Raw genomic sequence first — 24,686 nt, 5'->3', positions numbered from 1 at the left:
ATGTCTCATGAGACCGAAGGTTCTGAAGCGCGGCTGCGCAAGGCCCTGACCTTGATCGGCGACGAGGTTGCACTTCCCGAACCGCCCAAGGAGGGGCTTGCGCGCCGGGCTCGGCTCCGCAGGCAGGCGACCGTCGCCGCAGGCGCTCTCGCAGCAGCTGCCGCGTTGGCAGTCGGTGTTCTCGTGTTCCGCCCGGACCAGCAAGGCCGGTCAACGAGCCCGTCCACTCAGCCCTCGCAGCCGGTTGCAGGCGAGGGCCAGAGCCGCACGGAGTGGATCGCCTGCGCGACAACCATCGCGATCGGCGACGTGGTGGCGGTCGAACCGGGCACCGAGAAGGGCCGGTTGACAATCACCTTCAACGTCCAGGAGTGGCTCAAACCTGCAGGAGGTGCCGACCGGATCGCGATCGATGCCGTCGACCCACGCATCGACGGAGGCCAGGATCCCTGGGAAGTCGGCCAGCATCTGCTCGTTGTGGTGCCGCAGCGTCGCGACATGGTCGTCGACACATTCAGCGGGGACAGGCTGGGGAGGTTCCTCACTCCGGTGAAGCAGGGACTCCCCGACGCTAAAGGCGCGCCCTGCCCGTCGCCCTGGCGGGAAGGGGAGCAGTAGGACCCAGCAACTGCGAAGTTACGCACAGCTATTGACCGGTTACGAACGCATGTGCAGTACTTGGGGCTCGTGTTGCGGGGGGGCCACGGCAACGCAGTTCCTTCAGCACGCCAGCTTGCCGTTGCCGACTGAACGAATACACCTCGCGACACGCTCCTGACCGTATTCGTTCAGACGAGGAAACCGTGAAATCGCGTACACCGAGATGGACCCGTCGCTCCAGCAGCCTTCTCGCGCTCATCGTCACCGGAATCATGGTGGCCGCCGGCATCGCCTGGGCCGCAGCCACCGACAACATGGTCCCCACCGCAAATTACTCACCCCTCTGCGTGGATGACACTCCTGACGGCCCCGGCGGGAACTGCCGCACCGACAATGCCCAGCTCTCCTGGTACGCGGACAGCACCGACGGCAACCCCAACGATGACAAGCTCGAAATGGACGACTTCTACGTTGTCGCCTCAGTGATGGGCGACGAGTACGAGCCGACCGACCTTACGGTCGCCTACGACTCCACGCCGGCCTTCTCCGGCGACAGCGAAACGGACATCGTCTACCAGGAGTGGACCGTCCCGGGCAGCGCCGATGGCGTCACCTGGTGCAACGACGCCGTGGGCGGCTTCACATGCGACCAGCAGTACATCCGCATCGAGCGAGGCGGCTACTACACCCCAGGCATCACCTGCCACGAAACAGGCCACGCAGTCGGCTTGGTGCACGGCAACAACGCATCACCCGCGCTCTCCCAGACCGCCAGTGCGCTCAACTGCATGAAGACCCCAACGAGCTTCGGTGAGCGGCTTGGCACGAACAACAAAGAGAACATCAACAACACGTACTGACGGGAGTCGAGAATCGCATGAGACGCACCCCGCGCATGATCGCTCTGTTCAGCACCGTTGTCGCAACCCTCACCGCCGGGCTCATCGCAGCCCAGCAGGGTGACACATCAGCACACGCCAACGCAGAGAAGATCACGATCGCCCACGGCGCTGACCGCCGGCCGAACACGTCCGCCACCGACTGGGTCACCTACGCCGACCATGTCGTCGTGGTCACCCCCGTCTCTGAGAAGGACATCGCCCCCACCACAACCGAACTCAAACGAGGTGAGGGACTCCTCCTGCGCGACGTAGAACTGCGGGTCGATGACCTGTTGTGGTCGCGCACCGGCTCGCCCAAGGCTCCATCGACGATCGACTGGGCCGCCTACGGGTGGCACTTCAAGGACGGCAGTACCAGCAACCGCTTCAAAATGGCGGGCGAGGACGAATCCCGGCTCGAGCTTGGCCACACCTACGTCATGGCCATCCAGTGGGAGCCAGCCCGATGCACCGAGGGCGACAACGTCCCGGCCGGCTGGCGCGGCCTGGGGGCCAGCTCCACCATCCCCTTCGACAACGGGGTTCTCGGTCAGGGTGAGATGGAGGGAAGGATCCAGTCGGCTGATCAGGCCCGCGCCGCGACAACTGCGGCCGAGGGAAGCCTGGAGGAGCAGATGGCCGGCAAGACATCAGCCGCCCTCACGCAGGCGCTCAGCTCCGCACAGCCCGCACAGCCCGCACAGCCGCAGAACTTCGGCCCAGCGGCGCGCACAACCGCATGTGAATAGCCGGACGCGACCGCCTGTGGTCCCGCGCTTCAGGCGGTCGCACCGCCGGTGACGTAAACCGTCCGGCTCCATGGAACGGCTACGCCCCTGCTGGCCCCTGGGCAGTCCGCACACAGTCCGCAGGACACCCGATCAGGACCGTCTCAGCCCATCGCTGGCCAACAGCAAAAGGCCAGGTCAGCGGCCCGCAGGGAACAACCCCGCAGGTCACCGACCCGGCCCATTACTAGGAGACCAAGAAGGCCTGATCTCTGGTCAGGCCGTCCGGCCTCCGGCTGGACAGCAGGTCAGAGCAGCAATGAGAGAGGCCCGACCGCTTTGAGCGGTCGGGCCTTCTTCTCGTTCGCAGCGCCCACGCCCGAGCCGACGAAGGGGTCGCCGCCTGGACACATGCCCTCGTCCTCATGGAAGGCATGACCTCCGACCGCACCCGCAAGGCGACCACCTCGATCCGTTCCACACACTCGCGATCTACCGGCGCCGCCGCGTCCCCGGCGCGGCAGATCTCGCCCGCCGAGCCCGCGAGGCCCTCGGAGTGCTGTGACCGGATAGGTTCGCCGGGTCTGACGAGGAGACGAGGAGCGGACCGTGGCGGGCGTGGGGGCGGGCGATGAGTGACAACTACCTGACGGTGATTCCGACCGATCCTTACTGGCAGCCCAGTAAGGATGCGGCGGACCGTGCTGCGGTTGTGTTGTCCGGGATGCTTTCTGACGACGACGCCCGACATGGTCTGGAAGCCAAGTGGCACGACAGCGTCGAGGTGGTCCACTGCTTCGCCAACCTGGAGAGGATCTCCTGCTCGCGGTGCGGCACGGAGCTCGCACCTGGCTGGTGGGGTGATGCCGTCTCGCAGTGCTACGACGAGGGCTTCTCGACGCTCATGGTGACGGTTCCCTGCTGCGACGTTGAGACGTCGCTTAACGAGCTGGTGTACGACTGGCCGATGGGGTTCGCGCGGTTCAGGATCGAGGTTTTGTATCCGAACCGGGCTTGGCTGACCAACGGGGAGCTGGCCTCTCTCGCGGGTGCGCTCGGACATCCCCTGCGACAGATTCTCCTCCATATCTAGTGTGATGCGCCAGAAACCCGCCCGCCGAAGGGAAAACCGTGGCTCAGCAGACCGACAACCGCCCCCCAGCCCTCAAGCCGGCGCTCGACTCGATGACCCTGCTGGTCGCGGCCGTCATCGTCCACGACAAGGCCTCCAACCGCGTCGTGCTCCTCCAGCGCAGCGAGAACGCCAAGTTCGCCCAGGGGATGTGGGACCTCCCCGTCGGCAAGAGCGAACCGGGCGAGCCCATCACCGAGACGGCAGTCCGCGAGCTCTACGAGGAGACCGGCCTCACGGTGAGGCCCGAGTCACTCGAGGTCGCCCACATCATCCACGGCGCCTGGGGCGTCGAAGCCCCCAACGGCTTCCTCACCGTCGTCTTCGCCACCCACGAATGGGCCGGCGAACCCGAAAACCGCGAACCCCGCAAGCACTCCCGGGTCCGCTGGGTCGACGTCGACGCCATTCCCGAGGAATTCGTGGAGACCACCGACAGCGCGCTCCATCGCTACCTCGCGGGGGGCCCGGAAGTCTCCCTCAACGGCTGGCAATAGAGCCGCTCCGCCGCTCATTCCCGGCTGCCGAGGGTCGACCACCTGATGACCGCACTGTCATCCAGGAGCATTGCCGCCCGATGCCCGACCGCACCGCCCGCGTCCGCGTGCTCGATCTGTAGCGCCAGTAGTGGAGGGCATCGAAGCCGGGGTGCGGTCGAGCGCGTGGTCTGACCAATTCCCGCCCTTACAGCATCGGATGCTCGGCGCCATCCTCAACCGGAACGGCAACGCCATCGAAGCCGTCCCGGCGGCATCACTCAGGAGGGCATGCGATGACCAGTTCCATTCCATGGGCGGATCGTCTGTCCGCCGGTACCGAGGCGACTCAGGACGACGTCGGGCACTGGTATCGGAACACTCGCGAGGGAAAGGCGTACGTGCCCACGATGATCTGGGGCACGCTCCAGACCAAGGCATACGCCACCGTGATCCTCGACCAGGTCGTCGACTTCCTTGGCATCCCGAACGATGTGCCGGCGGGCGTCGCCAAGCGCATGCAGCGGCAGGAGGTGCTGTACGACGGCGAGCACCACTACGACGTCGTCCTCGGGGAGCAGGCTCTCTACACGAACATCGGCGGCCCCGAAGTCATGAGAGACCAGATCGAGCGCCTCGTGCGAGAAATCGGCCTGTCCTCACTCACGCTCGGGGTCCTTCCTTCCACCGCGCGGGTTGGCCTGTTCCCCGTCCACGGGTTCAGCATCTACGGCGACAGCGACCGGGCGCACGTCGAACTCGTCTCGTCCTCCGTGGACATCACGGAACCGAGCGAGCTCGACCTCTACAGCAAAGCCTTCGCCGCACTGAGCAGTGCGGCATCGTACGGCGACGCCGCCGAGGAGCTTCTGAGGGAGGCACACACCTTCTGGGCCGACACCCCCTCCCAGGAGTAGGCCCATTGCCACATCGGCAGGGGAGCACCCTCGAATCACGCATCGAATGTCCCGTGCCGGCTGGACCTGAGCCCGCCCACGCCCTGGCCGTCACCTGCCATTCGGGACGTTGTCGGTGCCCGTACGGGATTCCGGTACGAGCAGATCAAGGGGTCCCGTGCGCGAAGGCGAGAATGTCCGCGGCCGCGTCGGCGAGGCTTCCGAAGTGACGGTGCACACCGTCCACTGCCATGGGAGCGTTGACTCCCCACACCGTCATGCCGGCCCCCAGCCCGGAGCGCACCCCGGAGGGGGCGTCCTCGATGACCAGACAGTCCTGCGGCTCCGCACCGAGCCGGCGGGCAGCCAGCAGATACGGAACGGGTGACGGCTTTCCCTCGTCGACGGAGGCGGCATCCACGATGACGTCCGGGACCGGCAGGCCCGTCCGGGCGAAGCGTCCGCGTACCCGGTGCTCGTAGTTCGACGTCACCAGCGCCCACGTCCCTGGAGGCAGGGACCCCAGCAGGCCGGCCGCGCCGTCGAAGGCCGTGTACACGCCGGAGCGCACGTCCTCGTCCTCCAGGTCGTGCAGTGCGGCCAGACACCCCGCCGGGTCGCGGTCCGGGGCGACCTGCGCGAAGGTCTCCATGGGCCGTGTCCGCAGCGCCACCCGGTGGACCTCATCGGGGTCCAGCCCGTGCTGCTGCGCCCAGACCCGCCACACCCGGCGCTGGTTGTCCAGAGCGTCGATCAGCGTGCCGTCGACATCGAACAGGACGTACTTCTTGGCTCCGGGCCGAGCCGGCTGACCGGTCATGACTTGATCATGTCATCGACGGACGAATCCTGCGGCTCGTCGGTCCTCGACCGGCCGGAATGAGGGTAACCCCACCACCGATCCGGATGATCGCCCCATCGCACCGGCCCCCGCCCTGCGGACATCCTGGGACGCGATCACGGGCACAGGCGCTCGCAGGCTTACGAGCGTGCGTACCGCGATCCCTGACGCAATGCTCCTCACTGTCCAGGAGACACACATGATCAAACACACGCGGGCACTGGCAGGTTCAATCGCGCTGGCAGTGGCGGCCGTTGTCGCCGTGACCGCGCCGCCGTCATCCGCGCTCACCACCGTCGAGTCCACCGCAACCAGATCCGCCGTCACCGAGTCCACCGATGCAGTCGGCCACACCCGGCTGCGGGAGATCCTGCACCGGCTGACCACGGTCGACGGCGGACCCGGAGCGCTCCTCGAAGTACGGAACGGATTCGGCGACGTGGTGCTGGCCGGCGGTGTCTCGAACGTCGGGAGCCAGGCGCCGATGGACGGTGACAGCAGCTTCCGGATCGGCAGCATGACCAAGCCGTTCGTGGCGACGGTCATGCTCCAGCTGGTGGGCGAACACCGCGTCGAACTCGACGCCCCGGTGGAACGGTACTTACCCGGAATCGTCCGCGGACACGGCAACGACGGCCGGGTGATCACCGTCCGTCAGCTGCTCCAGCACACCAGCGGCCTGCCCGACTACCTCGGCTCCCTCAACCCGCAGGACGTCCTCAAGGACCCGCTGGCCCACTACGACGCCCGCGCGTTGGTGGACATCGCGCTCGCCAACCCTCCGGTCTTCGAGAAGCCGGGCACCGAATGGAGCTACTCCAACACGAACTATCTGCTGGCCGGAATGATCATCGAGAAGGTGACCGGCCGCACCTACGGCGAAGAGATCCAGCGGCGCATCATCGCACCGCTCGGCCTGCACGAGACCTCGGTGCCGGGTGACGCCTCGGCGATCCCAGGACCGCACCCGCGCGGGTACGCCCGGCCTGGCGCGGACGCACCGCTTCTGGACGTGACCGCGATCAATCCCTCGGTCGCGGGTGCGGCCGGCGGGATGATCTCCAGCGGCACCGATATGAACCGGTTCCTGGACGCGCTCGTACGCGGGGAGCTGCTGCGCCCGGCCCAGCTCCGGCAGATGATGACGACCCGGCCGACCGGCGACCCGCACGGCCGGGCGTACGGCCTCGGGCTGGAGAGCAGGCGGCTGCCATGCGGCGGTCGTGTCTGGGGGCACACCGGTGACGTCTTCGGGTACGAGACGGCGAGCGGCGCGACGGTCGACGGCAGGCAGGCGACGGTCATGGTGAATCTCGACCCGGGTGGTTCGGACGCGCAGAGCGACGACATGCAGCGGGCCATCCGGACAGCCCTCTGCGAGAAGTCGCCCACAGCCGCCCGCTGAGGGCTGCCCCACGGAAGACGGCAACGGAGCCCGGCCGCTCCTCCGCGGCAGGGCTCCGTCGGGGTGTGTCTACCGTGCGCGCTCCGCGCCGTCACCGCGCAGCCGGGCCGCCCAGGGGTGGCCGGCGCCCTCCGCCAGGGTGATCGTCTCCGTCAGCCAGGAGCGCCGGCCGTCGCCGAGCACCGGCAGGACGGCCTCGAAGTCCTGTTCGTCCTTGGGCCGTCGCGACCTGGACTTGTACAGGAGCTGCACCTCGGGAGCGACGCGGGGGACTCCGTCCCCGACCTCCCCGCCGAGCCGGTCCAGCGGGAGGCGGATCCTGGGGTCGCGGCGGAACACCCAGTCGTCGCCGTCCACGTCGTCGAGCATGAACTGAACCCGCCACGGCTCGGCCGGGCCCGGCCGGCACCAGATGTCGTGGACCTGCGGCGGCAGCGTCTCGCCCGGGTGCCAGGGCCTCAGCGTGCCGGGCGGATCGGCTGCCCACCACTCCCACCCCGGCAGGATCCGCTGAATGCTCAACTGGTCGCGGCGCAGCATGAGTACGTCGATGTCGCCGTGTTCCCGGTAGGCGCGGCCGACGGCGAGTTCGACCGCGTACCCGCCCGCGATCCACCACGGCGTGCGCAGCGGGGCGAGCAGGCGGACGGCCTCGGCGAGGGACATCGGGTCCCAGGGGCCCCAGGGGGTCTCGGTACGCAGGGCCGTCAGCCCGCCGTGAGGAGGTGACGGAAGCTGTCCGGGTGTTCCAGCAGGTACGTGGCCAGGCTCATGGCCGGCCGGCCGGTGAGCCTCGGTACGGCGTCCGAGACCGTGGCCATCTCGCCGGCCGCGATGGCCTCGTACGACGTCACCCAGCCGGCCACCTCCCAGTCCTGCGCGCCGTACCGGGACCGTGAGGCGTAGGCCTCCTCCCGCGTCTCCGGCACGTAGGTGATGGTCCGTCCGGTGACGCGGCTCAGCTCCTCGGCCGCCTCGGCGAGGGTGAACGCCTCGGGGCCCGTCAGGTCGTACACCTGCCCGTCGTGGGTGGAACCGGTGGGGCCGGTGTCCGCCAGGAGTACGGCGGCCGCGGAGTCGGCGATGTCCTCGTGGGCCACCGCCGCGACCCTGCCGTCGCCGGCCGGTCCGCGCAGTACGCCGTCGGTGCCGGTCATCGCCGGGAGGCCGGCGAGGTACCAGCTGTCGCGCAGGAAGGTGTGCCGGAGGCCGGAGACGCGGATGTGGGCCTCGGTGTCCCAGTGGTCCCGGGCGAAGGTGAAGGTCGCGTCGGGTGCGGCGCCGAGGAAGGAGACGTACACGATCCGTTCGACGCCTGCCGCGACCGCCGCGTCCACGGCCGTGGTGTGCTCCCGCACCCGGTCCGGGCTCTCGTGCGCCGAGACGAGGAACAGCGTGTGCGCCCCGGCCAGGGCCCGGCGCATGGCCTCCCCGCTCCCGTAGGGGGCGGCCGGAGCGGTGTCGGCGCCGGGCAGTTCGGGCAGCCGGGACGGGTCGCGGCCGAGGAGCCGTACGGGGGCGCCGGCCCGGATCAGCCGCTTCGCGACCCGGCCGCCGAGCGCGCCGCTCGCTCCGGTGACGGCGATCAGGGGGCCGTTCTTGGCGCCCTCGGAATCCTCGGGGTGGACTGCTGCGGGGTTCATGCGGGGTCGCCTTCCTTGCGCGGCCAGGGGCGCACCTCCACGACCGCCTCGACCGGAACCGGTCCGTAGATGTGCGGGAACTCCTCGCCGCCGGGCGAGAGCGACTCGTACCGCACGGGCGCCGGCAGCCGTTCGGAGTCGATGACGAGGACCACCAGGTCCTGGTCACCTGCTCCGGCCCGGCTCCCGGCGCCGTACAGCATCTCGGCCACACCGGCGAGCTGGTGCGGCAGCGAGCAGTGGATGAAGCCCTCTTCGTGCAGGGTGCGGCCGCGGGTGGACATCTCGTACGTCCCGATCCCGCGGGCCGCATCCCACAGCGGACCTTCGGTGAGGTGCAGCAATTCGGCCATGGGCCAAAACTAGCCGCGTCGGCGCGTCCTGCGGGCCATCAGCGTGGCCGCCGATCCAGCGACCAGCAGGGCCGCCGCGATCCCGCCGATCACCCATTCACCGCCGCGCGAACCCGTGTTCGGGAGCTCTCCCCCGGGGTGGGGCCGGGGCGGCCAGCTGTGTGTGGCGGTGGGCGTGGGCCGGGGGCCGGGCGTCGACTCCGAGGGGGACGGTCCGGGGCTGTCGGAGGGCGTCGGCGTGGGCGAATCCGTCGGGTTCGGGGAATCCGTCGGGTTCGGCGAGTCCGTCGGCGTCGGTGTGGGCGAGTCCGTCGGGGTCGGCGACGGCGAGGGTTCCTCTCCGCAGTCCGGCAGGTCGCCGTTGAACGGGTAGGCGTGCAGCTCCTGGCCGCCCGACTCCCCCTCCGATGTGTGGGTGAGTGAACCGGCGGTGTAGAAACGGCCGTTGGTGCCGCTCATCGCGAGGGTCGCCACGCTGGACTGCTGCCCGATCAGCACGCTTCCCTGGAACTGGCCGGTGCCCTTCAGCCCGATCGTGGTCGCGTCCGGGAAGTTCCACATCAGGTGCTCACGGAGTCCGGCCTGCGGCAGCGAGCCCATGTACGTGCTGATGTTGCGCGTGCTGCCGTAGACGTTGACCAGTACGGTCGCACCGTCCGGAATGCCGCGGAAGACGATGCCGGCCTGGCCGCCCGCCTCCGTGGTCAGGTCGGCGTCCACCGCGAAGACCTGGAGGTCGGAGGTGCCGTCGCCGGTGAAGTAGGTGTCGGAGCCGTCCTTCTGCACCGTTCCGTTGGCCGGGCGACGGTGGTCCTCGTTGTCGTCGTACGCGTAGCAGTGGCTGGCCGCCGTCAGCTGGTCGCGCAGCGGTGTGTACGGAACGATGGCGTCGGCGTCGTGGACCGCTGCGGGGATCACCGTCCCGCTGAGCCCCTGGGCGTACCGCACCACGCCGTGGTTGTCGCCCTCCTCGGCGAGGAGCCGCTTGCCGCTCTGGACGCTGAGGTCGCCGCCCACCGTCAGGTAGTCGGAACCGTTGGGCGGCGGGACCCTGGATCCCACGCCGGCGACGCCGACGTTGTAGATCTCCGAGGCGCCCTCCCGCTTCATCATGTCGAACTGCCCGAGGGTGACGATCTTGCCCTCGGCCTCCGAGGCGGCCTCCCTGACCAGGTAGTCGCCGCCGACGAAGATGTTGATGTTGCTGTCGTGGTGGGTGACGGGGTCACTGTGGGGGTCCTGCCACATCGAAGGGCAGTCGTCCCCGAGGCACGGGCCGAGCCCCCCGGGCAGGGGGTCGGCGGCCGCGGTGGGCGCGAAGGCCCCCACCATGGCTGCTGCCGCCGCCACTGTCACCGCCGCGCGGTGTTTTTTACCGCTCCTGCGCATTTTCGTTCCCATACAGCGCAATATGCAGCTTTATTCACTATTTATCGGTCATGCCACGCCGGAAGACGGTCCCCCGTCAGTCGAGCGCCGTCGGCCGGACGGGGCTCCCGCGAAGGCCTGATACGCCCTCCCGGCGACGGCCGCCGTCAGCCCGCCAGCAGTTTCGCCTCGACCGCCGGGTCGAGGCCCAGCTGTGGCCGGTCGGGGCGCTGCGGGGCCGTACCGCCGAGTGCGGACAGCCATGCCCAGGTGTCGGCCACCGTCTCGCCGACCGGCCGGCAGCGCAGACCTGTCGCGTGGGCCCGGTCCACATCGCTCCGATGGATGGAGTCGTACAGTTCGCCCGGCGGCAGCCAGACCGGCAGGTCGGTCCAGGGCTCGACGCCCGCCGCGAGGATCCGGCCGGCGTCGGTCCAGCGCAGCTCGGCATCGGAACCGGTGGCACGCACACAGGCGTTCAGCAGCTCGCCCATCGTGGCGTGCCCGGAGCGGCTGACCAGGTTGTACGGGCCGTGCAGCCCCTTCCCGCAGGCGTCCAGGAGCCATTCGGCGAGGTCGCGGACGTCGATGTACTGGAGGGCGAGATCCGGCGTTCCGGGAGCGAGGACGGGGCCGCCTCGGGCGATCCGGGTGAGCCACCAGGGCAGTCTGCCGATGTTCTCCCAGGGGCCGATGATCAGCCCCGCGCGGGCCAGGAGCGCCCGCTCGCCGAAGGCGTCCAGCGCGGCCATCTCACCGCCGCGCTTGGCCAGGGCGTAGGAGACGTCGCCGGCGTCGGGCGAGGCGCCCGCCACCAGGGGGCCGTCCTCGGACAGGCCCGCCGGTGCCGGGAAGTCGTACACGGACCGGCTGGAGACGTACGTGTACCGCGCGGCCCGGCCGGACAGCAGCCGCGCCGCGTCCCGTACGGCCGAGGGTGCGCCGCTCCAGGTGTCGACGACCAGGTCCCAGGTGTGCCTGCCGTCGCCCGGTTCCGCGACTCCGGCGAGCGCGGCCAGGCCGCCCTGCGCGGTGCGGTCGCCGAGCAGTTCGGTCACACCGGGCGGGGGTGCGTGATGGCCGCGGTGGAACACCGTGACCTCCCACCCTCGTGCGAGCGCGGCCTCGGTGACGGCCCGTCCGACGAATTCCGTACCACCCAGTATCAGAAGCCTCATGACATCGACTCTGCCCGCCCGCGCCCCGGCCGGGAACGATCCTCGCTCTGGGCTGAATCCTCCAGGAGCGGAACGGAAAGGGGTACGGACGCCAGGGCAGGACGGGAACGGGGGCAGCGCGGGAGCGGTTCCGGTTCCCGGTCAGGAGCGGGCGAGCGGGCTGCGGTTGCGCAGCAGCCACTGGTGGTACCCGGCCGCCCGCTGGGCCGCCTCCCGGTAGGCGGCCTCCAGTTCCCCGTACACCGCCGTCATGTCGGCGCCCGGCCGGGAGACCAGCAGCAGCCGGACGGCGAGCGGGTCGTCGCGCAGCGGACGGATCGCCATGTCGTCGCGCGGGCCCGAGGTCGGCTGGCACGGGGCCACCGCCTCGCCGAGGACGACGAGGGAGGCGGCGGTGAGGTAGTCGCCGTGCAGCACGGTCGGCGCGACACCGGCCGCACCGAACATCCGGCGCAGCCCGTCCCACTCGCCGTCCACCGTGGGGTCGACCATCCAGCGGTCGGCGGCCAGGTCGGCCAGGTCGACGACCTGGAGCGCGGCGGCCGGATGATCGCGGGCCATGGAGATGAACTGCGGTTCACGGTCCAGGAGCACACGCTGCTCCAGGCCGTCCGGGACGGACAGCGGGCAGCCCTCCACCTCGTGCACGAACGCCACGTCGAGCCGGCCCGCGTCGACCGCGCGCAGCAGGGCGTGGGCCGACACGTCCACCCGGAGCGAGATGTCCGTCCCGGGCAGCCGGAGCCGCAGCCGGCGCAGCCACACGCCGATGACGCGGCTGGCGGTGCAGCCGATCCGCAGCCGCGGTCCGCCCGACCGGGCGGCGTCCGCCTCGGCTCTGGCGTCGGTGACCAGGGCGCTCATGCCGTCGACCAGGGGACGGGCCCTGCTGAGGACGGCCCGGCCGAGCAGGGTGGGGCGGCAGCCGGTGCGTTCGCGGGTGAACAGCTCGGCGCCCAGGGAGTTCTCGATCCGTCGCAGCTGTGTGGTGAGCGAGGGCTGGCTGACGCCCAGTCTTCGGGCCGCCCGGTGCAGGCTTCCGGTGTCGGCGATGGCGCACAGCGCCCTGAGGTGCCTCACCTCAAGCTCCATGCTGCCGAGAGTAGGGCGGCGGGACCCTGGGCACCAGACGTCGCAATCCCATCAAAAGGCTTCAATTCAGAGGCTGTTGATATGCCGGACACCATCCGTGCGCCCGGCGGGCCCACCGGGGCGATAGGGCGGCGCTATCAGCGGTTGGCATCATCCGCCGGGGCTCCGCTTCCCCGACACTCTCTGCGTACCGTCCCCGTCCGAGTCCGATCATCGGACGGGTCCTCTGACAGGTAACTGGTAGGAGAAACCCCCCATGAGACACCCCAGGACCGTCATGTCGGCCGTGATCGGCCTCGGCTTCGGGCTCGCCGCCGCGCTGGGTACCGCCCCCGCGATCGCCACCCCGGCCCCCGCCGCTCCCCCCACCTCCGCCTCCGCCGCCCACGTGGCGTACACCTCTCACTCCGGATCGCACGAGAGCGCGGCCGCCAACAAGGCCTTCTTCGAAGCGGTCGCGAGGTCCGTCGCCGAGAAGCGCGCCGCGCATCCGGGCGTCCAGGCCGTCACCATCGTCTACAGCACCGCCAACGCCCCGAGCTTCCGCACCCAGATATCCAACAGCGCGCAGATCTGGAACAGCTCGGTCTCCAACGTCAGGCTCCAGGAAGGCTCGAACGCCGACTTCGCCTACTACGAGGGGAACGACCCGAGCGGCTCGTACGCGAGCACCGACGGGCACGGCAACGGCTACATCTTCCTGGACTACGCGCAGAACCAGCAGTACGACTCGACCCGGGTCACGACCCACGAGACCGGGCACGTGCTCGGCCTGCCGGACGACTACTCGGGCCCGTGCAGCGAGCTGATGTCCGGCGGCGGACCCGGCCCGTCGTGCACCAACCCGTACCCGGACGCCAATGAGCGCAGCCAGGTGAACTACCTGTGGCAGAACGGCTTCGCGGCGGCGCTCGCCCGCAGCGGTTCCTGACTCGACGGGTGGGGCCACCTCGCAGGACGAGGCGGCCCCACCCGCCCCGCCCCGCACCGGGGCGGCCCCACCCGCTCCGGTGCGCCTTCACCCCTCGCCTTCACCCGCTGCCGTCCCCCACCGCCGTCATCCGCCGGTGAATTCGGTACGGACGAGGGTCAGCAGTTCGTCCTCCGTCATCCCGAGCCCACGGGCTTCGCCGGCCACTTCGCGCACCAGTTCCAGCAGCCTGGCGCGGTGCGGGGAGGCGCCGGGGGCGACAACCGCGCCGCGCCCCCGGCGCAGTTCGATCAGCCCCTCCTCGCGCAGCCGCTGGTAGCCGCGCAGGACCGTGTGCACATTGACGCCGAGCGACTCGGCGAGGACCCGGGCGGCGGGCAGCCGTTCACCGGGGGCAGCCGCTCCGTCGGCGACGGCGCGGCGCACACAGGCCGCGATCTGGTCGCCGAGCGGCACGGTGGAGGTCGGGTCGACCTTGAAGAGCATGGTCAGCGCCCCGTTCGGCGCTGGTCGATCAGGGTGTTGAGGAGCGCGGCACCGGTCGCCGAGTCGTCGACCGTGACCGCGAAGTCCCGGCCGCCTGCCAGCCGGGCCACGATCCCCTCGCCCGAGCGGATGATGACTCCCGTACGCCCCGGACGGATCCGGTAGCCCCAGCCCCCGTACTCGGCGAGCGGGCGGATGTCCCGGCTGGCCGCCGCCTCGATCCGGTCGAGCGGGACCCGGATGAGCGGCCACGGCAGCATGCCGGAGACGGTGATGCCTCGCCGGTCCACGGTGACGTACGGGCGGGCGAAGGTCGCGAGGACCAGCCCGGCGACGAGCGCCGGAACCGCGGCGATCCAGCCCACGGTGAGCAGCAGGGCGAGGCCGCCGCCGAACACCAGGAGCGCGGTGAGCGGCAGCCACCACGAGCCGGCACCGCGCGCCCAGCCGGCAACCTCCCCGGCGGCCAGCGCGATCCGCTCCCCCTCCCCGCCGCGACCGTCCGCCGCAGGCTGCTCCGGTACGGGAATCAGCGCGCCGGTCAGCAGCCCCAGCCCGAAGCCGATTGCGGCGACGCCCACGGCCGCGGCCAGTTGCCACATCGGGAACGTGACGCCCTGCGCCCGCCCCTGGGCGTCCTGGGCGGCATCCACGTTGATGAGCAGGACGACCGCCATGAGGTAGCCGAGGGATCCGGCGGCGGCGTATCCGCTCGCGAGCATCCTGCGGAACGCGGAGCCGTAGAACTTCCCCCTGACGGCCATCAGGACCCACAGGACGCCGGCCCCGGCGAGCAGCACCGTGGTGACGACGATGTACGAGGCATGGCCCGCGTGGTCGTCCACCCGGCCGCCGCCCGTGAAGTGGCTGGCCAGCTGCGCGGGAAGCCGGTCGCGACGGGTGACGAAGAGGATCAGGTCGACGGCGAGCGCCAGCAGGAACGGCAGTGCGGCGAGGACTACGCGGCCGGTGTTCTTACGGTTCATTAAAACCTCCATTGTTCGCATGCTAGTAGAACAATGGAGGTGACGCAATGACCTGGCGGATGGACCGCATGGGCAACAGCGAACCGGCCCGACGGCGTGATGCCGTCGGGCCGGTTCAGGGGGTTCGGGGGGTTTGGGGGAGGTTCGGTGGTTGCGGTCGTTGCAGTGGTTGCAGTGGTTGCGGTGGCTGCCGCGGTCAGGCCGTTTCGAGCGGGAAGGCACCCCGGTGGCCGGTGCCCGCGCCCTCCGCCGGGCGGGGCTCGAACTCGCGGCAGCTCCAGACCTCCTGGACGAACCCGCTGCGCCGGTCCCACAGACCGAGGACATCGTCCTCGCCGGCCGTCCCCCGGTACGCCTCCTTGGCGCCCCGGAAGCAGGCCAGGCCACCGGAGAGGCCGCGACCGGGCGCCGGGAAGTAGTCGGAGAAGGCGCAGGCGATGCAGGTCTGGAGGCGGACGCCGGGCGGGAGGGCTCGCTGGATCGTGGCGAGCGCGGCCCCGAAGTCGCTCTCGGCCCGGTGGGAGCGGAACGACGCCCCGCCGAAGTGGAGCTCCAGATAGAGGTACGGGTCGGGCCTGCGCAGCGACAGCAGGCAGCTGAGGGTCGCCTGATGGACCGTCCCGTCCGCGGTGACCGGGAACGGCAGGTCCCATTCCAGGACGCAGTCGTTGAGCGCCCCGTCCGCCAGGGCGAACATCCCGCTCTCCGGCGGCGCGCCGGCCACCGGGCGGAGGCTGTCGAAGCCCTCACCCTCGAAGTCGACGCCTCTGATGCGGATCCGGAGCTGCTGTCCGTCGGTGGTGAGGATGACGGCATCGGAGCCCTCTCGGTCCCGGTACCACCCTGCCCACGACTCATCTGTCATGGGCAGGGACTGTAGCCCGTGCCTCCGACACTCTCCGTCGGCGCCCTCCACTTCTCCTCCGCTCCCCCTCCACCTCGCCCCGCGCCCCCTGTGACCTCGACCGATCGCCGACCGGCGCGCGTCCGGCTCGCGTTCGGTGCGGGTCCGGCCGAGTTCGGCCCGGGTCCGGCCCGAGTTTCGGCGCGGGTCCGCCCCGCGTTCGGCCCGGGTCCGCCCCGCGTTCGGCCCGGGTCCGGCCGAGTTTCGGCGCGGCTCCGGCCCGAGTTTCGGCGCGGCTCCGGCCCGAGCAGGACCCTCGCAGCGGTCCGGGGTGCCCGTCCCGCTCACCGCCGGGTTCGCCCACCCCCTCGGGCACCGAAGACCCCCGCCTCGCCCAGCCGCCCTCAACCCGCGTACATCCTGGTTGTGTTGAGGCCGTCCCGGCTCCGCGGGGGTCTCCCCCAGCTCCTTTCTCCGCTCCCCCGGCGCCGGGGCGCGGCTCGGTCCGGCTGCGTACTCCGTACCGGCTCCTTCCTCGTATCCTCCGCACGGGCTCCGGCCCCCCGCTCGTGCCCATCCGTGTCCGCGACGTCCCGCGCGCCCCCTTTCCTCTGTCACCGCTTCCGTTTGCGGTGCGCCGGCCTGCGTCCGCTTCCTCTTCCCCTGCTCCCTCCTCCCCTGCTCTTCCCTCCCTTCTCGTCTCTTCTCTTCTCGTCTCTTCGCAGTACGTCCGGTCAGTACGTCCTGCGGGTGACGAACTCCGCCAGGGCCAGGAGGTCGCCCCCGGCCGTCAGGTCGGGCACGGCCCTGGACAGGTGATGGACCGCACGTGCCATCCGGTCCGCGGCACAGTTCTGCGCCCAGTCGCGGCCGCCGGCCCGGTCTACGGCGTCGGCCGCGCGGCTCACCTCGGCGCGCGTGTTCATGGCGCCCCGGTAGAGGGCGGCGAGCTCCGCCGAGGCCGGAGCGCCCGAGGTGAGCGCGGCGACCACCGGCAGGGACTTCTTGTGGGCGCTGAGGTCGGCGCCGACCGGCTTCCCGGTCCTGGCAGGGTCCCCCCAGATGCCGATCAGGTCGTCGATGAGCTGGAAGGCCAGGCCGGCCTCCCGGCCGAAGCCGTCCATCGCGCCGACGGCACGCTCGTCGACGCCCGCGTAGAGCGCGCCCAGAGCGCAGGCGCAGCCCAGCAGCGCACCCGTCTTCGCCGTGGCCATGGCGAGGCACTCGTCCAACGAGACCTCGTCCGGGTCGCGTTCCTCGAAGGCGCAGTCGGCCTGCTGGCCCGCGCACAGCTCGATGATGCACGTCGAGAGCCGGGCCGAGGCGCGCGCCGAAACCGCCCGGGGGTCCTCGGCGAGGATCCGCTGGGCGAGGGCGAGCATGGCGTCGCCGGCGATGACGGCGTCCGGAATGCCGAAGACCGTCCAGGCCGTGGCCCGGTGGCGGCGGGTGCGGTCCTCGTCGATGACGTCGTCGTGCAGCAGCGTGAAGTTGTGGGCCAGCTCCACGGCGACGGCCGCCCGCACGGCTTCTGCGGGGTCACCGCCGAGTGCCCGGGTCGCGGCCAGGACGAGTGCGGGCCTGATCGCCTTGCCCGCGCCCCCGGCCGCGGGGCTGCCGTCGGCGTGCTCCCACCCGAAGTGGTACATCGCGACGCGCCGGATCGAGCCGGGCAGGGAGGCGACCGCGGCTCGCAGCTGCGGATCGACGAGGGTCCGGGTGTACTCCAGAAGGGCCGCGGCCTCGTCGCCCTCGGTCGCGGCATCTGTTCGGGTCATGGTCAATCGGTCACCCCGGTCATTGCCGTCCCGGCCCCCGGTCGTTGCCGTCCCGGGGCCGGGGACGTGGGTGGTGGCTGTGGGTTGCGCGCGCTGCGGCCGTGGGGCCCGGACCGCAGGGTCCGGGCCCCCGGACCTCACCGCCAGCGGCTGACCTCGACGTTCTCCAGGACGCCGAGGGCGTCCGGCACGAGTACGGCCGCGGAGTAGTAGGCCGTCACGAGATAGGAGATGATCGCCTGCTCGTCGATGCCCATGAAGCGGACCGACAGACTGGGCTCGATCTCGTCGGGGATGCCCGTCTGCTGGAGTCCGATGACGCCCTGTTCGGCCTCGCCGGTCCTCATGCAGATGATCGATGTGGTGCGGGCGTCGGTGACCGGGATCTTGTTGGACGGGAAGATCGGGACGCCGCGCCAGGCCGGCACGTGGTGCCCGCCGATGTCCACGCTCTCCGGCACCAGGCCGCGCTTGTTGCACTCGCGGCCGAAGGCGGCGATGGCCCTCGGGTGGGCGAGGAAGAGCTTCGACCCGCGGCGGCGCGACAGCAGTTCGTCCATGTCGTCGGGGCTGGGCGCCCCGTTGTGCGGCTGGATCCGCTGGCCGTAGTCGCAGTTGTTGAGCAGACCGAACTCGCGGTTGTTGATCAGTTCGTGCTCCTGGCGCTCACGCAGCGCCTCGACCGTGAGCCGCAACTGCTGCTCGGTCTGGTTCATCGGCTGGTTGTAGAGGTCGGCGACCCTGCTGTGGACCTTCAGCACCGTCTGCGCGACGCTCAGTTCGTACTCGCGGGGCGCCGACTCGTAGTCCACGTACGTGTGCGGGACGACGGCTTCGCCGACATGGCCCGCGGACAGGTCGATCTCCGCCTCGCCGTACTGGTTGGTGCGCTGGTGCGGGATGGCCAGCAGCGCGGCGAGGTGGGTGCGCAGCGGCTCGGCGCGCTCGGCGAGGTTGAGTACATCGGCCCGGCTCAGTGTCAGCACCGTGCACGCGGTGACGGCGCGGGCGGTGTACTCCCAGACGGCGTCGCCCTCGATGAGGGAGTGGTCGCCGAAGTAGGCACCGTCCGCATGGACCCCGAGCACCGTCTCGTCCCCGTAGGGACCGGTGCCGATCTTCTCGACCTTTCCATGTGCCAGCAGGAAGACCCGGTCCGCCGCCTCACCGGCCGTGGCCAGGAGCTCTCCGGCGGAGATGTCGCGCTGCTCGCACCGCCTGGCCAGCTCGGCCAGCACTTCCTCGTCCCCGAAGTCCCTCAGGGCCGGAAGCTCACCGAGCTCCGCGGGGATGACCGAGACGCGGTCACCGGTCTGTACGAAAGTCACCCGGCCGTCCCCGACCGAGTAGCTCAGCCGGCGGTTCACCCGGTATGTGCCGCCCTGCACCTGGACCCACGGAAGCATCTTCAGCAGCCACCGTGAGGTGATCTCCTGCATCTGCGGAGCGGACTTGGTGGTCGTCGCGAGGTTCCGCGCGGCTGCCGTGCCAAGACTCTGCTGCGGCGGCACCTGCGTGTTCTGAACCTCTTCACCAACGGACATCTGGCGTCCTCTCGATTCATCGGCTGACCTGCGAGAAGAAGCCTTTCAGCAGAGCACTCCACACGCCATTACACAAAAGAGTGTGACTAGTCGGGCTTTGGGCTGGGCACAACGCTGCGCGATACCGGCAACCCGGTTAATTTGTATCCCGAATGCAAATTCACCTACCGTGACCGCCATGCGGCTGACGAGATTCACCGACGTGGCGCTGCGCGTACTGATGCGCCTCGCCGTCGTCGAGAACGAGGCCCCGCCGACCACCCGGGAGGTGGCGGCGACCATGCAGGTGCCGTACTCCCACACCGCGAAGGTCGTGGCCCGCCTCCAGCACCTCGGCCTGGTCGAGACGCGCCGCGGCCGCGGCGGCGGACTCGCCCTCACCGGGGCCGGCCTCGCCGCCTCCATCGGCGGGCTCGTCCGTGAGCTGGAGGGGCCGGGCGACGTCGTCGAGTGCGAGGGCGCCACCCCGTGCCCGCTGCGGTCGGCCTGTCGGCTGCGCGGCGCCCTGCGCGAGGCGACGGAGGCCTTCTGCGCCTCGCTCGACCCGCTCACCGTCGCCGACCTGGTCGCCTCCCCGACCGGTCCGCTGCTGCTCGGCATCAGCAGCGGACCGCCGCCGGCCGGCTGAACCACCCCCGCCACACCGGGCCCACCGCCCGGTTCCTACACTGCTCATAAATACGCATCTCAGATGCCAATTCTGAATCCCGAGGAGTCACGATGCTCTCCGAGCCGTCGACCGCCACCGTCCGTGCCACTCTCCCCGCCGTCGGCGCGGCCATCGGGGACATCGCCGATCTCTTCTACCGCAAGCTGTTCGAAGCCCATCCCGAGCTGCTGCGCGACCTCTTCAACCGCGGCAACCAGGCCTCCGGCACCCAGCGCCGGGCGCTCGCGGGCTCCATCGCCGCGTTCGCGACCCAGCTGGTCGAGCACCCGGACACCCGCCCCGACGTGATGCTCGACCGCATCGCGCACAAGCACGCCTCCCTCGGCGTGACCGCCGCCCAGTACGACGTCGTGCACACCCATCTGTTCGCGGCCATCGCCGAGGTGCTCGGCGACGCGGTGACCCCCGAGGTCGCGGCCGCCTGGGACGAGGTCTACTGGCTGATGGCCAACGCGCTGATCGCCATCGAGGAGCGGCTGTACGCGCAGCAGGGCGTCGTCGCCGGTGACGTCTGGCGCGACTGGGTGGTGGCCGACCGCACCGAGGAGACCGAGGACGTCGTCACCTTCCGGATCCGCCCGGCCGACGGCGCGCCCGCCCCCGGCTTCCGCCCCGGCCAGTACGTGTCCGTGCAGACCGAACTCCCCGACGGCGCACGCCAGATACGCCAGTACAGCCTCTCCTGCGCCCCCGGCTCCCCGCTCCGCTCGATCACGGTCAAGCGGGTGCACGGCGCCGGCGCACCCGACGGCGAGGTCTCACGACACCTGCACGCGCACGTCCGGCCCGGCGACCTGCTCCGGGTCTCGGCCCCGTACGGCGACCTCGTACTGAAGTCCTCCGACGCCCCGCTCCTGCTCGCCTCCGCGGGCATCGGCTGCACCCCGGTACTGGCGATGCTGGAGCACCTCGCCGAAACCGGTCACCGCACCCCGGTCACGGTGGTGCACGGCGACCGCTCCCCCGCCGGCCACGCGCTGCGCGCCGACCACGCGGCGCTCACCGGCAAACTCCCCGACGCCTCGGCGCACTTCTGGTACGAGGACCCGGAGCCGGGCCACCCCGCGGACCGGACCGGCCTGGTCGACCTGGGCGGTCTGGCGATCGCGCCGGGCACCCACGCCTACCTCTGCGGCCCGCTGCCCTTCATGCGGTCCGTGCGCGCCCAGCTGCTCGCCCAGGGAGTCCCGGCGGCCGACATCCACTACGAGGTGTTCGGCCCCGACCTGTGGCTCGCCCAGGACTGAAACCGGTCCGGTGCTCGTGGAATTGACCGGATCGGCTCGCACAGCGCCCGAACAGGGGCCCGCAGTTCCCCCGTAACTGGTCCGGGCCCCTGTCCATCGGGTACAAGCGCTGTACGGACACACTCCCCCCACGCACCCAAGGAGTCGGCCATGTCCTCACCCATGTCCGCGAGCACCTTCCTCGCCGCGCTGAAGAACGAGGGGCTCACCGTCGTCCAGGTCGGCGACTGGCGTACCCACAACCGCAATCACAAGGGCCCCTGGGGGCCGGTCAACGGCGTGATGATCCACCACACCGTCACCAGGGGAACCGAGGCCACGGTCCGGATCTGCCGCGACGGCTTCTCCGATCTGCCGGGGCCGCTGTGCCACGGCGTCATCGCCAAGGACGGCCGGGTCCATCTGGTCGGCTACGGACGGGCCAACCACGCCGGCCTCGGCGACGACGACGTCCTGCGCGCCGTCGTCGCCGAGAAGGGCCTGCCGTCGGACAACGAGGCCAACACCGACGGGAACCGGCACTTCTACGGTTTCGAGTGCGAGAACCTCGGCGACGGCAGGGACCCCTGGCCCGGCGACCAGCTCGAAGCCATCGAGAAGGTCTCGGCCGCGATCTGCCGCCACCACGGCTGGACCTCCCGCTCGGTCATCGGTCACCGGGAGTGGCAGCCCGGGAAGGTGGACCCGCGCGGTTTCTCGATGACCTCCATGCGCGCCCGGATCCACGAGCGCCTCAAGTAGACCGGGGGCCGGTCCTGCCGCACCACGTCCACAATGGGGGCATGCCCGCCACGCCCTCCGGACTCCCCGGCCTCTCCCGGCTGCAGCCGCTGCTCCCCTCGCCCCTGCAGCCGGCCGAGGACGAGCGCTTCGCACGGCACGGCGTACGCCTGCTGCTCAAGCGCGACGATCTGATCCACCCGGACCTGCCGGGCAACAAGTGGCGCAAGCTCGCCCCGAATCTGCTCGCCGCCGCCGGGCGGCCCGTGCTGACGTTCGGCGGCGCGTACTCCAACCACCTGCGGGCCACCGCCGCCGCCGGCCGGCTGCTGGGCTTTCGCACCGTCGGCGTCGTCCGCGGCGACGAGCTCGCACACCGCCCGCTCAACCCCTCGCTGGCCCGGTGCGCGGCCGACGGCATGCGGTTGCACTTCGTGGACCGGCAGACGTACCGCGCCAAGGCCGATCCACAGGTCCTGGCGGGGCTGCTGAGCGCCCACGGGGAGTGCGAGGTCATCCCGGAGGGCGGCAGCAACGCCCTGGCCGCACAGGGCTGCACAGCGCTCGGCCTCGAACTGCGGGATGCGGCCGATGTGGCTGCGGTGGCCTGCGGCACCGGCGGCACCCTCGCCGGACTCGCCGCCGGACTTCCGCCCGGACAGCGCGCCCTGGGCATCCCGGTCCTGCGCGGCGGCTTCCTGGGGGACGCGGTACGGGAGCTGCAGCGGGAGGCGTTCGGTGGCCCGGCCGGCACCTGGTCCCTGGACGAGCGCTTCCACTTCGGCGGCTACGCCCGCGCCACCCCCGAACTGCACTCCTTCGCCGACGACTTCGAGGACCGGCACGGGCTGCCCGTCGAACGGCTCTATGTGGCCAAACTCCTCTACGCGCTCACCGTGCTGGCCGGCGAGGGCGCGTTCCCCGCGGGCTCCTCGGTCGCCGCCGTGATCACGGGGCGCCCGGACGACGCCCCGCAGGATCAACGGTCGGACTCCTCCCGGTAGGCCGCGGCCTCCTCCAGGTCGAGGCGCCTGAGCAGGGTCCGCATCATCTCGTCGTCGATGCTGCGCTCGTCCCGCAGCCGTACGAAGACCTCGCGCTCCGCCTCGATCATCTCGCCGGCCAGCCGCCGGTAGGTGTCGTCCGCCGACTCCCCCGTCACCGGATTGGCCGCGCCGAGCCGCTCCCACACCGCGTTGCGGCGCCGCTCCAGGACGGTGCGCAGCCGGTCGGTGAGCGGCTGGGGCAGACAGTTGCGCTGATCGGTGAGCAGTGTCTCCAGCCGTGCCTCGGCAGCCGTGGACGCCTCGCTCTGCGCCTGCGCCTCGGCCAGTGTCTCGGCCTGCCGGTCCCGTCCAGGAAGCTTCAGTACACGCACCAGGAGCGGCAGCGTGAGCCCCTGGATGACCAGGGTGCCGATGACCGTGGTGAACGTCAGGAACAGCACCAGGTTGCGGGCCGGGAACTTCTCGCCGCCAGAGGTGACCATCGGGATGGAGAAGGCGATGGCGAGCGAGACGACACCGCGCATCCCGGCCCAGCCGACGATCAGCGGCGCGGTCCAGTCGGTACCGGGCTCCCGCTGCCTGATCCGTCTCGACAGCCACCGGGGCAGATAGGTCGCCGGATAGACCCAGACGAACCGGACCACGACAACGGCGAGGAACACCGCCACCGCGTACCAGAGGGCCTCCGTGAGGGCGTACGTACCGAGGCCCTTCAGTACGAAGGGCAGCTGGAGGCCGATCAGGGCGAAGACGGCGGACTCCAGGATGAAGGCGACCATCTTCCAGACGGCGGCCTCCTGGAGCCTGGTGGCGAAGTCCACCTGCCAGGAGCGGTGGCCCAGATAGAGCGCGACGACGACCACGGCGAGCACTCCCGAGGCGTGCACGCGTTCGGCCGCCGCATAGGCCACGAACGGGATCAGGAGCGACAGGGTGTTCTGGAGCAGGGGCTCCTTGAGGTGCGTACGGAGCCAGTGCAGCGGGACCATGAGCAGCAGGCCGACCCCGACGCCGCCGACCGACGCGAGGAGGAACTCGCCGATCCCGGCGCCCCAGCTCATCCCCTCGCCCACGGCGGCGGCGAGAGCCACCTTGTAGGCGGTGATCGCGGTGGCGTCGTTCACCAGGGACTCGCCCTGCAGGATCGTCGTGACCCGCGCGGGCAGGCCGACCCGGCGGGCGATGGCCGCGGCCGTGACGGCGTCCGGCGGCGCGATCACGGCTCCCAGCACCAGCGCGGCGGTGAGCGGCAGATCGGGTACCAGCCGGTAGGCGAGCCAGCCCACCGCGACGGTCGCGAACAGCACATAGCCGACGGAGAGCAGGGCGACGGGACGGAGATTGGCCCGCAGGTCGAGGTACGAACTGTCCACGGCGGCCGTGTAGAGCAGGGGCGGCAGCAGCAGCGGCAGCACGATGTGCGCGTCCAGCGTGTACGTCGGCACCCCCGGCACGTACGAGCCGATCAGCCCCATGGCCACCAGCAGGAGGGGTGCGGGCACCGGCGTGCGGCGGGCGAGACCCGCCATCGCCGCACTGGCAGCGACCAGTGACACCAGTGGCAATGCGTCCATCTCACGGTCCTCGCATCCGTCGTAACCTGGCCATCATGAGCGAGTGCCCGCACGTAACGGACCTGCCGCGCCCCGAGCCCACACCCCTCGGTGAGACCTGTGCCGCGTGCCGGGCGGCGGGCACCCACCCCGTGCAACTGCGACTCTGCCTGGTCTGCGGCCATGTCGGCTGCTGCGATTCGTCACCCCGGCAGCACGCCACGGCACACTTCAGGGAGACCGGCCACCCGGTGATGCGGAGTTTCGAGGCCGGCGAGAGCTGGCGCTGGTGCTTCGAGGACGGTTCGATCGTCTGACGTCTGGGTA

The 24,686-nt window shown here is 70.7% G+C and carries 26 protein-coding genes and 1 pseudogene; 14 read left to right on the top strand and 13 right to left on the bottom strand.

What is annotated here, in order from left to right:
* The 7 genes and pseudogenes from OG782_RS25525 (at position 1) to OG782_RS25495 (ending at position 4,734) form a co-directional block, all read left to right on the top strand.
* Complete coding sequence (locus OG782_RS25525) at positions 1–618, top strand: hypothetical protein (RefSeq protein WP_406454703.1); 618 nt, start codon at positions 1–3, stop codon at positions 616–618.
* Between the two features lie 185 nt (positions 619–803).
* Positions 804–1,460 carry a hypothetical protein gene (locus tag OG782_RS25520; RefSeq protein WP_406454701.1) on the top strand — a complete coding sequence of 219 codons (657 nt, stop codon included), beginning with the start codon at positions 804–806 and terminating at the stop codon, positions 1,458–1,460.
* 17 nt (positions 1,461–1,477) lie between these two features.
* Entirely contained in the window at positions 1,478–2,230 is a 753-nt protein-coding gene (locus OG782_RS25515) for a hypothetical protein (protein WP_406454699.1), read from the top strand.
* A 347-nt stretch (positions 2,231–2,577) separates the two neighbouring features.
* Positions 2,578–2,774, top strand: a pseudogene (locus OG782_RS25510) (tetratricopeptide repeat protein); the annotation flags it as partial.
* A 66-nt stretch (positions 2,775–2,840) separates the two neighbouring features.
* The gene (locus tag OG782_RS25505) at positions 2,841–3,302 is read left to right on the top strand and encodes a hypothetical protein (protein ID WP_406454698.1); all 462 of its coding nucleotides are present in this window, start codon (positions 2,841–2,843) and stop codon (positions 3,300–3,302) included.
* A 38-nt stretch (positions 3,303–3,340) separates the two neighbouring features.
* A complete protein-coding gene (locus OG782_RS25500; RefSeq protein WP_406454696.1) occupies positions 3,341–3,838 on the top strand; it encodes an NUDIX domain-containing protein in 498 nt (165 codons plus the stop codon).
* Between the two features lie 380 nt (positions 3,839–4,218).
* Positions 4,219–4,734, top strand: coding sequence for a DUF5753 domain-containing protein (locus OG782_RS25495; protein ID WP_406454694.1), 516 nt, complete (start codon positions 4,219–4,221; stop codon positions 4,732–4,734).
* Positions 4,735–4,879: 145 nt separating this feature from the next.
* On the opposite strand, the gene OG782_RS25490 is transcribed toward OG782_RS25495, so the two are convergent.
* Positions 4,880–5,533 (bottom strand): HAD-IA family hydrolase, encoded by a 654-nt coding sequence (locus OG782_RS25490; protein ID WP_406454692.1) that lies wholly within the window; start codon positions 5,531–5,533, stop codon positions 4,880–4,882.
* Positions 5,534–5,753: 220 nt separating this feature from the next.
* On the opposite strand from OG782_RS25490, the gene OG782_RS25485 reads away from it, so the two are divergent.
* Entirely contained in the window at positions 5,754–6,959 is a 1,206-nt protein-coding gene (locus OG782_RS25485) for a serine hydrolase domain-containing protein (protein WP_406454690.1), read from the top strand.
* A 69-nt stretch (positions 6,960–7,028) separates the two neighbouring features.
* On the opposite strand, the gene OG782_RS25480 is transcribed toward OG782_RS25485, so the two are convergent.
* The 6 genes from OG782_RS25480 to OG782_RS25455 all read right to left on the bottom strand — a co-directional run bounded on the left by OG782_RS25480 (position 7,029) and on the right by OG782_RS25455 (position 12,593).
* Entirely contained in the window at positions 7,029–7,625 is a 597-nt protein-coding gene (locus OG782_RS25480) for a nucleotidyltransferase domain-containing protein (RefSeq protein ID WP_406454688.1), read from the bottom strand.
* Positions 7,626–7,666: 41 nt separating this feature from the next.
* Positions 7,667–8,602: an SDR family oxidoreductase gene (locus OG782_RS25475; RefSeq protein ID WP_406454686.1), complete on the bottom strand. Its 936-nt coding sequence runs from the start codon at positions 8,600–8,602 to the stop codon at positions 7,667–7,669.
* Positions 8,599–8,955, bottom strand: a complete 357-nt coding sequence (locus OG782_RS25470) for a DUF952 domain-containing protein (RefSeq protein ID WP_406454684.1) — start codon at positions 8,953–8,955, stop codon at positions 8,599–8,601. The genes OG782_RS25475 and OG782_RS25470 overlap by 4 nt, the downstream gene beginning before the upstream one ends.
* Before the next feature lie 9 nt (positions 8,956–8,964).
* Entirely contained in the window at positions 8,965–10,356 is a 1,392-nt protein-coding gene (locus tag OG782_RS25465; RefSeq protein WP_406454682.1) for a choice-of-anchor A family protein, read from the bottom strand.
* 134 nt (positions 10,357–10,490) lie between these two features.
* Positions 10,491–11,489 carry an NAD-dependent epimerase/dehydratase family protein gene (locus tag OG782_RS25460; RefSeq protein ID WP_406459275.1) on the bottom strand — a complete coding sequence of 333 codons (999 nt, stop codon included), beginning with the start codon at positions 11,487–11,489 and terminating at the stop codon, positions 10,491–10,493.
* A gap of 153 nt (positions 11,490–11,642) precedes the next feature.
* Complete coding sequence (locus OG782_RS25455; RefSeq protein ID WP_406454680.1) at positions 11,643–12,593, bottom strand: LysR family transcriptional regulator; 951 nt, start codon at positions 12,591–12,593, stop codon at positions 11,643–11,645.
* Between the two features lie 256 nt (positions 12,594–12,849).
* On the opposite strand from OG782_RS25455, the gene snpA reads away from it, so the two are divergent.
* Positions 12,850–13,524, top strand: a complete 675-nt coding sequence (snpA, locus tag OG782_RS25450; RefSeq protein WP_406454678.1) for a snapalysin — start codon at positions 12,850–12,852, stop codon at positions 13,522–13,524.
* Between the two features lie 126 nt (positions 13,525–13,650).
* Here the strand turns inward: snpA and OG782_RS25445 are convergent, their stop codons facing one another.
* The 5 genes from OG782_RS25445 to OG782_RS25425 form a co-directional block, all read right to left on the bottom strand.
* Positions 13,651–14,010: a GntR family transcriptional regulator gene (locus tag OG782_RS25445; protein ID WP_406454676.1), complete on the bottom strand. Its 360-nt coding sequence runs from the start codon at positions 14,008–14,010 to the stop codon at positions 13,651–13,653.
* A 2-nt stretch (positions 14,011–14,012) separates the two neighbouring features.
* Positions 14,013–14,996 carry a DUF1648 domain-containing protein gene (locus tag OG782_RS25440; RefSeq protein ID WP_406454674.1) on the bottom strand — a complete coding sequence of 328 codons (984 nt, stop codon included), beginning with the start codon at positions 14,994–14,996 and terminating at the stop codon, positions 14,013–14,015.
* Positions 14,997–15,192: 196 nt separating this feature from the next.
* Positions 15,193–15,861, bottom strand: a complete 669-nt coding sequence (locus tag OG782_RS25435; RefSeq protein ID WP_406454672.1) for a DUF6304 family protein — start codon at positions 15,859–15,861, stop codon at positions 15,193–15,195.
* A gap of 713 nt (positions 15,862–16,574) precedes the next feature.
* Positions 16,575–17,618: a family 2 encapsulin nanocompartment cargo protein polyprenyl transferase gene (locus OG782_RS25430; protein WP_406454670.1), complete on the bottom strand. Its 1,044-nt coding sequence runs from the start codon at positions 17,616–17,618 to the stop codon at positions 16,575–16,577.
* 137 nt (positions 17,619–17,755) lie between these two features.
* Positions 17,756–19,162: a family 2B encapsulin nanocompartment shell protein gene (locus OG782_RS25425; protein ID WP_406454668.1), complete on the bottom strand. Its 1,407-nt coding sequence runs from the start codon at positions 19,160–19,162 to the stop codon at positions 17,756–17,758.
* Positions 19,163–19,340: 178 nt separating this feature from the next.
* Here OG782_RS25425 and OG782_RS25420 point away from each other — a divergent pair, with 178 nt between their 5' ends.
* From OG782_RS25420 to OG782_RS25405, 4 genes are all read left to right on the top strand, one after another.
* Complete coding sequence (locus OG782_RS25420; RefSeq protein ID WP_406454666.1) at positions 19,341–19,790, top strand: RrF2 family transcriptional regulator; 450 nt, start codon at positions 19,341–19,343, stop codon at positions 19,788–19,790.
* 92 nt (positions 19,791–19,882) lie between these two features.
* On the top strand, positions 19,883–21,079 hold the full coding sequence (locus OG782_RS25415; RefSeq protein ID WP_406454664.1) for a globin domain-containing protein: 1,197 nt from the start codon (positions 19,883–19,885) through the stop codon (positions 21,077–21,079).
* 150 nt (positions 21,080–21,229) lie between these two features.
* Complete coding sequence (locus OG782_RS25410; protein WP_406454662.1) at positions 21,230–21,820, top strand: N-acetylmuramoyl-L-alanine amidase; 591 nt, start codon at positions 21,230–21,232, stop codon at positions 21,818–21,820.
* Between the two features lie 41 nt (positions 21,821–21,861).
* Complete coding sequence (locus tag OG782_RS25405) at positions 21,862–22,803, top strand: 1-aminocyclopropane-1-carboxylate deaminase/D-cysteine desulfhydrase (RefSeq protein WP_406454660.1); 942 nt, start codon at positions 21,862–21,864, stop codon at positions 22,801–22,803.
* On the opposite strand, the gene OG782_RS25400 is transcribed toward OG782_RS25405, so the two are convergent.
* The gene (locus OG782_RS25400; RefSeq protein ID WP_406454658.1) at positions 22,779–24,380 is read right to left on the bottom strand and encodes a Na+/H+ antiporter; all 1,602 of its coding nucleotides are present in this window, start codon (positions 24,378–24,380) and stop codon (positions 22,779–22,781) included. The two genes, OG782_RS25405 and OG782_RS25400, sit on opposite strands and share 25 nt — an antisense overlap.
* Before the next feature lie 35 nt (positions 24,381–24,415).
* On the opposite strand from OG782_RS25400, the gene OG782_RS25395 reads away from it, so the two are divergent.
* Positions 24,416–24,676 carry a UBP-type zinc finger domain-containing protein gene (locus OG782_RS25395; RefSeq protein ID WP_406454656.1) on the top strand — a complete coding sequence of 87 codons (261 nt, stop codon included), beginning with the start codon at positions 24,416–24,418 and terminating at the stop codon, positions 24,674–24,676.
* Positions 24,677–24,686: the final 10 nt, after the last annotated feature.

Source organism: Streptomyces sp. NBC_00876 (assembly GCF_045207435.1).
GTDB lineage: Bacteria > Actinomycetota > Actinomycetes > Streptomycetales > Streptomycetaceae > Streptomyces.
This window is presented reverse-complemented; position numbering and strand designations above follow the sequence as displayed.